Source organism: Paenibacillus sp. J45TS6, from assembly GCF_018403285.1.
Taxonomy (GTDB): Bacteria; Bacillota; Bacilli; order Paenibacillales; family Paenibacillaceae; genus Paenibacillus.
Genome location: NZ_BOSJ01000002.1, coordinates 412827 through 425381 on the forward strand (window position 1 = coordinate 412827; position 12555 = coordinate 425381).

A 12555-nucleotide genomic window follows, 5' to 3' on the forward strand; every position below is an offset into this window, starting at 1 on the left:
TATCCCTGTAACTTTTCATTCTTATGGACTATGACGATCAAAAGTTTATATGACTCTAGTTCTGTTTCTTATGCAAGACTGACATTTGCGTGAAATTAGAGAGAAATCAAACAATAGAGTATACTGGATAAGTACAGGTTAGATTAGAGACAAAATTCTATATGTATATGAATTGAAATATAGTGCAGAAGAGGTTGAGAATGAGTCAGAAGCAATTTACAGATTACCCTTTAGGTGAAGAAATTATAAGAGCACTTCATAGCTTAGGTTATGAAACGCCAACAGAAGTACAATCGGAAGTCATTCCTGTCGTACTTCAAAATAAAGATTTGGTAGCCAGATCACAAACAGGCAGCGGTAAAACCGCATCCTACGGTATTCCCCTTTGCGAGCAAGTAGAATGGAACGAAAATAAGCCGCAGGCTCTCATTCTGACACCAACTCGCGAACTTGCCCTGCAGGTGACGGAAGATATCACGAATATTGGCCGCTTCAAACGGATCAAAGCTACCCCGCTTTATGGGAAACATCCGTTTCATATGCAGAAAGCTGAATTAAAACAACGGACTCACATGGTGGTCGGTACACCTGGACGCGTACTTGATCATATTGAACGAGGAACACTTGCGCTAGAAAGAATCGCTTATCTCGTTATTGATGAAGCCGATGAAATGCTGAACATGGGCTTTATTGAACAAGTTCAGTCCATCATTCAGGCACTGCCGAAGGATCGAGTTACGATGTTATTCTCCGCTACTTTCCCAGAAGATGTAGCCAAGCTATCTCGTAAGTATATGAACAGTCCCACCGAAATTGAAATTAAAGCAACCGGGATTACCACATCAACGATTGAACATGCTCTTATTCAGGTACAAGAGGGAGACAAACTCGCTCTGCTGGAAAATGTACTTGTAACCGAGAACCCAGACAGCTGTATTATTTTCTGCCGTACTCAAGAGCATGTCGATTCCTTGTTCAGAGAACTTGCTGATCTCGAATATCCATGCGATCGGATTCACGGCGGTATGGAACAAGAAGAACGGTTTGAAGTGATGAACGCTTTCAGAAGAGGACAATTCCGTTACCTGATTGCTACAGATGTAGCAGCTAGAGGGATTGATATTTCGAATATTACACATGTTATTAACTACGACATTCCGCTGGAAAAAGAGAGTTATGTTCACCGTACAGGGCGTACAGGGCGTGCAGGAAAGACAGGAAAAGCGATTACCTTCGTTACTCCTAGAGACGGCAGACGATTAGCGGATATTGAGTCCTATATTGGGTTTGAGATTCCTAAGATCAAAGCTCCTTCCGAAGAGGCCGCCAATCTTCGCAGAGAAGAATTCGAACGAAAATTACATGTTCGTACCGAACTTAAGAAGAATAAGCGTGAGCTGTTAAACGAACAGATCATGAAGCTCAACTTCAATGGCGGCAAGAAGAAAAAGTTCAGAGCGGTAGACTTCGTGGGAACCATTGCGAAATTAGATGGAATCACTGCGGACGATATTGGTATTATTACCATTCATGATCATGTAACGGATGTGGAAATTCTGAATGGCAAAGGACCGTTAGTGCTTGAGATGATGAAGAATACAACCATAAAAGGAAAGCAATTGAAAGTCCGTAAAGGAAACAAATAGAGCTTTAGCCATATAAAAAGACGAGAGAAAACGCGCTGCTGTAGCGTTCCTTTCGTCTTTTTATATTGATTATCCATTTCAAAAGTCTCTGCGGTTGATGCGGGTATCGTTAATAGAAAGGTAGTTCCCTTGCCCTTTTCACTATGTACCTCAATGTTACCCTTCACCTTATTCAAGGTACTGTAAACCATCAGCATTCCAAGACCGGTTCCTTCTTCTTTCGTCGAATAACTAGGCTTATACAGGCGCGTAATTTCTTCATTAGTCATGCCATTTCCCGTGTCTTCAATTCGGACCATAATATTCTGTTTCTTTTCCGAGATGTCGATGGAAAGTGTACCGCCGCCCTTTTCTGTCATGGCATGAATCCCATTTTTGTATAGATTAATAAGGCACTGCGTGATTTGATTCCGGTCATAATGTGCCTTTAATGTGTTATTAAATGTAAGCCTCACATCGACCTTATGTAACAAGGCATAGGGCATAATCATTTCGTGGGTGTAATCTACCTCTTCTCTCATGTTGGAATAAACCATATTCTCCGATTGTGGTTTAGCAAAAGAGAGATAATCACTGACAATCTTCTCTGCCCGCTTCAGTTCCAGCAAAGATAAATTAATATATCTTCTTTCTTGCTCTGTTATGGTTTTGGATTTCGCTAATAATTGCAAGAACCCATTGGTTACCGTAAGCGGATTTCTTATTTCATGAGACACGCTAGCCGCCAGCTCACTGGCAACATTTAATTTTTCTGAGTAAAGGATTCGGTCGCGTCCCTTAATATTCGTAATTATTTTCTCGATAAGAATCATAATGATCAGCATCATCACAATATGTGTCCCTAATGCATTGATAACCAGCACCCAGAACTTATGATCTAAATCTCCGATAATACAGCCTAAGATGATAAGATAACATCCCATCGTTAAGAAAGAAAAAAGAGTTGCAGCTATAATGCGGCCTCTCGATTCCAATCGATTAAACGTCTTACTGAATAGCGGAATCAGAATCAGCACACCAGTAGAAAAAAGAAAGGAATGAAGCATACCTTCTCCTCCCACATAGAGTCGAAAAATATTTAGCAGAACATACAAAGGAAAGACATTCTTGTACCCACCGAATAAAGCAACAATAATAAAAGGGATATATCGCAGATCAAAAATAAAGCCGGTTTCTAAGCGAATCGGCATGATGATACAAAGACTCATGGTTACTGCCGAGAGAGCCACAAAAACGTAACGATTGTTACAAAAGGGCCTGTTTTCAAAAAAGATCAAAAATAAGAGGACGGGAAAGAGTAAAAACAAGAAATTAAGCAGCAAGATTTGAAACAAGCGTTACCTCCTCTTCTAACCTTTACTATAAAAGATATTAGTTGTAATATTTTTGGATTAATTTAGCACATGCACTAATTTATTATTATAAGTAAATTCGAATCTGCTGACTATATAATGCACGCCATTTCACCCATCCAATTTTATACAATTGAGAAAAGCATCCGTGAGGATGCTTTTTAGTTAAAATCTTTATAGGAGATTTCGGATATAAGCGGATAACTCTTCAGCGGCTTTTTCATGAGCAGTTGCTCCTGGGTGGCTTCGAGCGCCCATTGTTTCTTCTGTCATATTTGGCAGTTGGAAAATAGAGACGTTCTGATCTCCTGTTTTCTGCTTAAATGCATCAACCGCTCGGTATATGGCTGGCATCATCGGTATCCCTAACATTCCGTAAGCCCATACGATCTTTGCCTGTTTGTTATACTTTCTAATCTTCATGAGAAAACGCACCGAGGCATCCTCAAAGGATTGTAAATCTTCCTCATGAAAGGAACCATCCTCATGCAATCGTTGTTTATGGATCTCTCCCGTTACTTCATCCTTCCATTCAGGAGAATAGAATGCTCCACCATCGTTCGTGCCGAGATTCACCACTACAACATCCGGTTGCCATGATTCAAAATCATTTTCCTCAAAGGCTCCTAAAGCTTCATTTTTCTTCCCCGTGAGAATGCCGCATACTTTCTCATAATAATCGGGCATATTTGCACGCGGATTATTATCCCAACTTGTAAGAACACCCCATCCGCTTTGAGAGAGAATCCGGTAATCCGCTTGTAACTTACTTGCCGTCATCGTGCTGTAATTGTGAATTGCACTGCACCACATCGGGATCCAGTCCTCTTCGGTTCTCGCACCAATGGCTCCTTCTCCCGATGTAATGCTGTCCCCAATAAATTCAATTTTGTACGGTTTCTCTTCCACAGGCAGAAAATCGCCGTCAGACTTCACGGCGTGAATCTGCAATGAATTACCGGGATCTCCACTCATCGCTTGCATATCTCTCACAATGCGCACATTTTTCACAACATCTTTATTCATCCCTCTAAATACACAAATAAAGCTTCTTCCCGCTGTTATCATTTGTCTGCTTACAGGAACCGAGTTAATCAGAATACTGATCCAAGGCTCATATGTATCGTAATCTGCCTCTACTTCTACCCATAATTCTGATCCTCTGACATTGAATTCAACTGCACTTCCTGTCCAGAATAACGTGAGCGGAGAAAGCCGTCCTGTCGTTCTCCCGTGAACTTTCAAATTTCCGATTTCAGATAAGGGATGTAATTCTAGTTTAGCTAGCGTCTCCATGTATATATCCTCCTAAACATTCCTCTTTATTTATATACATTTCGCCGGATGTAAAATATACCCTTTTAAATAGCAAAAGACAGATCCAAAAAGGACCTGTCTTTTCAAAAAATCTATTGATCAAACCCTTGCAATAAGGCTAAAGCTTCTTCATGATCTGGTTCAAGTTCTAACAGTTTTCTGAGGTAATGAAGTGCTTCTTCAATCATTTCTAACTCAAAGCAGCAAATGGCTAAACAATAGAAGACGGTAGATACGATCTCTTCCTCATCTTCGCTTAACTCGATCGATATTTCTAAGTAATGTTTGGACTCTTCATACATCTCCATCTCGAACAATACTAATCCTGCATCCAGCGCTAAGTCGTAGCGCTGTTCCATCACATAGTACGATGACCACATGATCTCTATACCTCTATTGATATCCAGCAGTTCTTCATCTCTTGCCTCCGGCAGCAGACTGCTAATCTGTTTTGCACTCTGAATGAAGAATTCTGCATCGTATCCACCGAGACGCCAGAAGCTTAAAATTTGCTGCATTCCCATGCTGTCTATTCTTTGATCGACCCATTCTTTCATACTGTAAAATTCATCTGGACCAAACCGCTCAATAAACCGGCGATAAGCCAGCCTTGTATTTGAATATTCCTTTGGATGATCCAGCTTAAGAATACATCCCACATTAATATTACGATAGTGGTGCGGAGAGAATAATGCCTCGGCTCCTCTCTGTTCAAAAACTTGCTGAAGTGCATGATAATTAGCCGTTAATGAAAAACTTCCGTGCATTATGAGTTCCGGCGGTTCTGAGAATCTCCAGTAGTCGAGTAAATGCTCCCCTTTATCCGCCGTAATTAATACAAAACCTTCCTGTGACAACTGATTCAAACGTTCTAAACAAGTGAGTCCCGCAGCAGGAAATAAAATATGCGATTCTTCTAATTCTTCTTGATAAACAGCAATGACATCACGATAAGGATAAGCTTCCTGCTCATACTCAGGTGCTCTTCTATGTTCATAACGCAAAGATATTTGATCTAATACTTCAGACGGTTTCAGTGTATCCATATGTTCAGGATATTCCACAAAAACATCAGCTTCATATATTTTTCCATCCTGAATATAAAGTAATTCCTGAGGAATTCCGCAGAAGAAGTAGTTAGCCACAACCAGTAAAGGTTGTTTAACATCTCCTTTACTAATGGTGATGCCTGCCATTACTAGGTTCAGTTCCGTGTCCTGAACAGCATCAAATTTTGCAAAATCAAGTACACCATCCTGAATAAAAGATTGCAGTGCCGGATGCTCTTTCCAAGCGAGTACATTACTCATGGCAAGATCCGTCATTACATAGCGGAATGGCGGCAGTGATATCCCTGCATAGTCCCTGAGTTTATATAACTCGAGAAGTACATGGTAAGCAAGACGTCCTGCTCCAGCTCCCAGCTCTACGATCGTAACCGGTTCTGTGATATGACCTTGAGTGGCCCGATCTTGGAGAAAGCCAAATATCATTTCTGCATAAGCAGTAGCAATCATCGGATTACTCGTTATATATTGAGGGACCTGGTCATTATTCCATGCCTTCATTCCCTTTTCCTCATAATAAGCTCGCGATAAGTCCCATATTGGTGCTTCGCTAAAGCGGTAACGTTGTTTTTTGTTCTCTATCATTTCCATTGTATCCTGCTCTCTACCCGTTATTTATTGCTTTGTATCATGCATCTTTCTTCTTACTCTATCATACTCTTTTTTTCCTTCTGTCACGAATTCTACAGCAAAACAGGATACATTCCCATCTAACATGCGGGTCACATATCCTGTTTCCTTAAGCTTCATATGATGATCGTACTGTCTTGGTGTTTACCGTCAGGTCCCGCAATAGGTCCGGTACGGTACAGCTGATTTCGGCGGAAGTGCAGCAAATTCAGCTTGTTCAGTTGTATAAGCATAAGGGTCTTTAAGAACATCTAGCAGCTGCTCCATAACGCTGTAGTCTGCTTGATTTACTGCTGCCTCTAATGCAGCTTCTACCCGGTGGTTACGAGGAATCACGGCAGGATTACTGCGGCGCATCAGCTCATAGGCTTCAGCCTTTTCTTCTGGTTGTCTGTCTAGTCTTGCCTGCCACTGCTCAAACCAAGAATTGAATTCGTCACTTCCGTACATGGCCACATCTTCAGGCTGCTGCAAAGTTAGAGAACGGAATGTGTTGGTGTAATCGGCATCTTGCTTGTACATCATCGTAAGCAGATCTTCAATCAGGGTTTCATCCTCCTGCTCTTCCGTATATAACCCTAATTTTGCTCTCATTCCCGCCAGCCAGTGCTGACGATATAACTTAGGAAATTCAGCTAGTACATCCTGGGCTAGACTCACCGCCTGCTCCGTATCCTCATGCAGCAAAGGTAATAAGGCTTCTGCTAATCTTGTGAGATTCCATCCCGCAATACTTGGTTGATTTCCATATGCATACCGTCCCTCCCGATCAATGGAACTAAATACAGTTGCCGGGTCATAATCATCCAAGAATGCACAAGGACCATAATCAATGGTCTCTCCGCTGATCGTCATATTATCGGTATTCATCACTCCATGAATAAAGCCGACTAACTGCCATTTACTTATAAGAAGGGCCTGTCGTTGAATTACTTCCTGAAGCAGACGGAGATACGGGTTCTTTGCATCAGCTGAATCTGGAAAATGTCTTTGTAAAGCGTAGTCGGCCAAGGATTTTAGATCCTCTTTCGTCCCCCAATTCGCAGCATACTGAAATGTTCCTACACGCAGATGGCTTGCTGCTACTCTGGTTAGAATAGCGCCCGGCAGATAGGTTTCACGAATAATCAGCTCGCCTGTCTTCACCACAGCAAGACTACGGGTTGTCGGGATTCCAAGACCATGCATCGCTTCACTAATGATATACTCACGCAGCATAGGTCCAAGCGATGCCCGGCCGTCTCCCTGTCTTGAATATGGCGTTCTGCCTGATCCCTTCAGCTGGATATCAAATCTCTCACCTGATGGTGTAACCTGCTCCCCGATGAGCACAGCTCGTCCATCCCCAAGCATGTTGAAATACCCAAACTGGTGACCTGCATAAGCTTGAGCGAGCGGGTAAGCTCCCTCTGGGATCTCGTTACCTGCGAGTAGGTTCGCACCTTGATCACTATTCAGCACCTGTTCATTTAGTCCAAGAGACTTCGCTAATTCATCATTAAATACAACCAAATGTGGTGAACGTACCAGTTCAGGGTCTTGGCGGGTATAGAATATTTGAGGCAGACGAGAGTAACTGTTGTCATAATTCCAGCCTGCGTCTGAGGTTTCTTTTTTATTCATGATTACATCTCCCTCTTTTGGCCTGTAGAACACTTCTTGTTTTGTAGTATACCCTTTCCACCCATTTCTTGCTTATCAAGCAAATAATCTACTGTTCTTTTACCCTCGGCTTTAAAGCTCCACTGAACTGGTACGGGAGCTTCACCATTCTCAGTTCCTGCTATGTTCCAATCCCCTCGCTTTCATACACTTCTTCCTATTTGCCAATTCACCAAAGAATTCGAAAGGACATATATCCCTTATTATCTTACCGAAACGGTAACAGTATGGTTAAAAAAACAAAAGGGAACCTTTCTATCAACAGCTTTCAATTGACAGAAAGGTTTCCCTTATATTCTATGGTCTATCTTCTATTTTTACCCTTTATTATTGAACAGTATAACCACCGTCAATAACTACTGCTTGACCTGTAACACTCTTCGCCTTATCACTTGCCAAGAACAAAGCATAATCTGCAATTTCACTAACATCTAACAAACGTTTTTGTGGAACGAGAGGAAGAAGAACTTCGGATAGCACATCCTCAAGAGGCACATTACGCGTTTTAGCTAGATCTGCCATCTGTCCACGAACAAGTGGAGTATCTACATATCCTGGTGCAATCGCGTTTACAGTAATACCATGCTCAGCACCTTCCAATGCTGCTACTTTTGTCAAACCAATAACCCCGTGTTTGGCACTGTTGTAAGCTGCTTTTCCTGCAAATCCAATGAGACCATTAATAGAAGCGATGTTGATAATACGTCCAAAACCTTGTTCTTTCATAATTGGGAAGACGTGTTTAGTAAGTATAAACGGAGCGGTAAGCATGATTTTTTGCATCAATTCAAATTTTTCAGTTGGGAATTCCTCAATCGGTGCTACGTGCTGCAAACCAGCATTGTTAATTACGATATCTACACGCCCATACGTATTTTTCGTTTCAGTAATTAGATTTTGAAGATCTTCTTCTTTCGTTACATCGGCTTTGATACCGATTGCTTCATAACCCAGTTGTCTTAGTGATTCAGCTGATTCTTGCAGCATCTCGTTATTAATGTCCGACAGTACAACTTTCGCTCCATCTGCAGCAAAGTATTTCCCGATTTCAAATCCAATTCCACGAGCCGACCCTGTAATAATAGCAACTTTATTCTTAACCATAATAAAAACCTCCATGTAATTTTAATAGTATGTTTGGTGTCTTCTTTAACAAATTTTCAAACAATCCCCATTCCACCGAGTATAATTCCGACGATTACTGCAATAGTAGGTATTAATAGAGCTACCATGAATACATCTTTGTATGTTTCTTTATGAGACAAGCCTGTAACAGCAACAAGTGTTAGTAGAGCTCCGTTATTAGGTAGAATAGATGCACCCGAAGCAACGGCAGCCATTCTATGGAATACATCTGGGCTAATTCCTGTTGTTTGAGAAAGATTATAGAATGTATCCCCCATTGTACTCAGTGCAATCCCCATCCCGCCAGAAGCAGAACCTGTGATAATAGACATGATTTGAACAGCGAGCGATTGAGCAATTAATGGATTGTCTGAAACATTAAGAAGCCAATTCGTAATGCTATCAAATGCTGGTACAATAGCGATAACAGCTCCAAAACCAACTGCAGCACTCGTGTTTAAAATAGCCATTACAGACCCTTTTGCTCCTTCGTTAATGGAGAACACAAACTTTTTATAATCCTTTATGTTAATAAGCATGATGCTTAGGACACCCAATATTAAAGCGTATACAGGCTCCAATTTCACAACGTTCAGTAGTATAACTACTACAAAAAGAGGAACCAACGATACCAGCCAATTCGGCGTTTTTTCATTTTCTTGCTTCTCGTTTGATGCGACGACACTAGGTTCAGTGAACCCTTCGCCCTTAGCAGAGAGCTTTTTCTCTCGGAATGACAACCAAAGATATCCACCAACGGCCATGATTAAAGTAGTGACTATACCAATGATCGGCCCTGCAGTAGGCGTTGTATGAAAGTAATCTATAGGAATCAAGTTTTGAATTTGTGGCGTTCCCGGCATGGATGTCATGGTGAAGGTAAAAGCTCCAAGAGCAAATGTCGGAACAAGTAACTTTCTCGTCACATTGGCTTCACGGAATAACTCAAGAGCAATCGGATAGACTGCAAATACAACGACGAACAAGCTAACTCCACCATAGGTTAATAAAGCGGAAGCAATGAGTACGCCAAGAATAGCTCTCTTTTTCCCAATTAATTGGGTTACTTTTTGAGCAACAGCCTTAGCTGCTCCTGTTTCTTCCATCAACTTCCCGAAAATTGCTCCCAATAGGAAGATCGGGAACCAGCTTTGCACGAAACCAACCAATCCACCCATATAGGTTCCTGTATATGCATCTAATACATCTAACCCACTCATTAATGCTACGACTCCGGCAGCTATGGGAGCTACCCAAATAATGGACCATCCCAGATAAGCTAAAGCCATCAACAGGATTAAACCAACAACAATACTTAACATTTGAATTCACCTTTTTTTCAATTGGAATATAAACCTTTATTTGTTACCCGATTTTATGTGTTATGTACTATACTGTAACCATCTTATTAAAGGTAACCAGGTAACTTAAAGTAAGTTTACATCCAGAACTATCATTTGTAAAATGAATAAATTGAATAAAAAGTATGCCAATAACGAATAAATAGGAGTTACTACAACATGGAATTAAGAGATCTAAAATCATTTATGGAGGTTGCTAAATATAAAAGCTTTACGAGTGCCGCCGAGCACTCATACTTAACCCAACCTTCTTTAAGTAAAGCAGTCAAAAAACTTGAAAAAGAACTCGATGTGGAACTTTTTGACCGTTCGACTAGACATTTATATCTGACAGATGCAGGACAAATTGTATACCAGCAAAGTCAGAAGGCGTTTTCTGCATTATCTGAGTTAAATGTTCTTCTAGATGATCTTAGAAATATTGCTGTCGGTGATATCAAGATCGGGGTACCGCCGCTGATTGGCACTTTATTTTTTCCGGAAATCGCAAAAATTTTTACTACGCGTTACCCAAATGTTTCTCTAGAGTTATTTGAACATGGAGCAAAGCTTATTGAGCGACTTATCGAAGATGCGCAGATTGATGTGGGGATTATTGTATTGCCGGCGAATGAAGAGAAGTTTCATATCTATCCGTTTATTCAAGATGAATTCTATGTATTTCTCCATAAGGATCACAGACTATCTCATAGAACATCTATTTCTTTGAATGAGTTAGCTGAAGAGAAATTTATTTTATTCAAAAAAGACTTTACTCTACACAATTACATTATTCAGGCCTGTCAGAGGGAAGGATTCACTCCTAAAGTCTCATATCGAAGTTCACAGTGGGACTTAATTATTGAACTCGTATCTTCTCAGCTAGGCATCACCCTGCTTCCTAAATCAATTTATGATAAACAAAGTAACGATAATATCAAGATCGTACGATTAGAAAACCCAACGCTTTACTGGAATCTTGGAGTAATCACAAAAAAAGATGCCTACCATTCCTACGCATTAAAGAAATTTGTAAATATGTTAGTAGAAGGATACTAAAGGGAAGCGCTATCATTTTATTATTTCGAAATATTCTTTCAGGGGAATTGAAATACAAGAAAATACAAAGGTTTACAGTATATTACTGAGGGGTAAATGAGGTTCTAGCATTACTCTTCACTATTTAGCTTTCGATATAGACTAATTAATTGCTCCCGTTCTTGCTCTGTTAACTTCTTAAATAGATTCATACGCAGTTTCTCACCTGCTTGGGTTGCTCTATTCAAGACATCTATACCATCGTCTGTAATATCTAAATAAATCACTCGACGATCGCTCTCATGCGTCAATCGATTAGCGAACTTCCTCTTTACCAATTTATCTGATAAATAACTGAGCGTAGGAGGAGTAAGTCCCAATGTTTTTGCAATGTCCGACGGCCGGCTTTTTCCATTCATTTTTAAATGACCGAGCACAATAATCTGCGAAATACCAAGGTCTTCGTTAAATGTTTTATTCCACTCAATAATTAATTGATTGGTTACCTTATCCATACTATGTATAAGTTCAAAAAAGGGTTGTCTTTCCATAAAATCCTCCTTGGTTATACATGACAGCTCTTAAATAAAGATGTAAGAGCTGTCACACTGGTTACTATATTATTGAGCAGAGAATCCACCATCAATAACTAACTCAGCACCTGAGATATAAGAAGAATCATCAGAAGCCAGGAACAGAGCAGCTTGTGCAATATCGCTAGGTTGACCCAAACGTTGCAGCGGAGTTGCTTGTACCAAACGATCTAACAAATCTTTTGAAGTACTCAAGTTTTTAGTCATTGGCGTTTCAATGATTCCTGGGAACAAAGCGTTTACGCGAATACCTTGACGTCCAAAAGTCGTAGCTGCTGCTTTAGATAAAGCACGTACGGAACCTTTGGATGCAGAGTAATGGTTAAATCCTTGACCGATGAGTGCTGTGTAAGAAGAGATATTAATGATCGAACCTTTCTTTTGAGCAGCCATGTAAGGAGTTACATGTTTCATACCTGCAAATGGTCCAAAACCATTAATGGAAAGCATTTTTTGCCAATCTTCTTCGTTGATCTCTGCGAAAGGTTTCTCAGAAGAGATACCTGCATTGTTAACAAGGATATCAATTTTGCCAAAGCGATCATTTACTTCTTTAGCTAGTTCTTTCCAACTTTCATCAGAAGCAACATTTAATTTCAATCCATATACATTTTCTTTTTGGCTTGCTTTTTCCAGCGCTGCCTCATTGATATCTGCAGCAATGACGATTGCACCTTCTTGTACGAAAAGATCCACCATGGACTCTCCAATACCAGAAGCACCACCCGTGATAATCGCTACTTTATTATCTAATTTGCCCATTTTAAAAGCCTCCTATAACCCAA

The 12555-nt window shown here is 40.5% G+C and carries 10 protein-coding genes; 2 read left to right on the forward strand and 8 right to left on the reverse strand.

Annotated elements, in window-relative coordinates:
- Positions 1-200 precede the first annotated feature (200 nt).
- Positions 201-1646, forward strand: coding sequence for a DEAD/DEAH box helicase (locus tag KJS58_RS04545; protein ID WP_213530846.1), 1446 nt, complete (start codon positions 201-203; stop codon positions 1644-1646).
- On the opposite strand, the gene KJS58_RS04550 is transcribed toward KJS58_RS04545, so the two are convergent.
- The 6 genes from KJS58_RS04550 to KJS58_RS04575 all read right to left on the reverse strand — a co-directional run bounded on the left by KJS58_RS04550 (position 1535) and on the right by KJS58_RS04575 (position 10121).
- Positions 1535-2980, reverse strand: coding sequence for an ATP-binding protein (locus KJS58_RS04550; RefSeq protein WP_213530848.1), 1446 nt, complete (start codon positions 2978-2980; stop codon positions 1535-1537). The two genes, KJS58_RS04545 and KJS58_RS04550, sit on opposite strands and share 112 nt — an antisense overlap.
- A 192-nt stretch (positions 2981-3172) precedes the next feature.
- A complete protein-coding gene (locus tag KJS58_RS04555; RefSeq protein WP_213530850.1) occupies positions 3173-4294 on the reverse strand; it encodes an SGNH/GDSL hydrolase family protein in 1122 nt (373 codons plus the stop codon).
- A gap of 113 nt (positions 4295-4407) precedes the next feature.
- A complete protein-coding gene (locus KJS58_RS04560; RefSeq protein WP_213530852.1) occupies positions 4408-5967 on the reverse strand; it encodes a tetratricopeptide repeat protein in 1560 nt (519 codons plus the stop codon).
- A gap of 195 nt (positions 5968-6162) precedes the next feature.
- Positions 6163-7638, reverse strand: coding sequence for a protein adenylyltransferase SelO (locus KJS58_RS04565; RefSeq protein ID WP_213531069.1), 1476 nt, complete (start codon positions 7636-7638; stop codon positions 6163-6165).
- Between the two features lie 363 nt (positions 7639-8001).
- Positions 8002-8778 (reverse strand): 3-hydroxybutyrate dehydrogenase, encoded by a 777-nt coding sequence (locus KJS58_RS04570; RefSeq protein WP_213530854.1) that lies wholly within the window; start codon positions 8776-8778, stop codon positions 8002-8004.
- Positions 8779-8834: 56 nt separating this feature from the next.
- The gene (locus KJS58_RS04575) at positions 8835-10121 is read right to left on the reverse strand and encodes a GntP family permease (RefSeq protein ID WP_213530856.1); all 1287 of its coding nucleotides are present in this window, start codon (positions 10119-10121) and stop codon (positions 8835-8837) included.
- Positions 10122-10319: 198 nt separating this feature from the next.
- Between KJS58_RS04575 and KJS58_RS04580 the strand changes: the two genes are divergently transcribed.
- On the forward strand, positions 10320-11198 hold the full coding sequence (locus KJS58_RS04580; RefSeq protein ID WP_213530858.1) for a LysR family transcriptional regulator: 879 nt from the start codon (positions 10320-10322) through the stop codon (positions 11196-11198).
- 110 nt (positions 11199-11308) lie between these two features.
- Here KJS58_RS04580 and KJS58_RS04585 read toward each other — a convergent pair whose 3' ends face one another.
- Entirely contained in the window at positions 11309-11728 is a 420-nt protein-coding gene (locus tag KJS58_RS04585; protein WP_213530860.1) for a MarR family winged helix-turn-helix transcriptional regulator, read from the reverse strand.
- Between the two features lie 69 nt (positions 11729-11797).
- The gene (locus tag KJS58_RS04590; RefSeq protein WP_213530862.1) at positions 11798-12532 is read right to left on the reverse strand and encodes an SDR family NAD(P)-dependent oxidoreductase; all 735 of its coding nucleotides are present in this window, start codon (positions 12530-12532) and stop codon (positions 11798-11800) included.
- Positions 12533-12555: the final 23 nt, after the last annotated feature.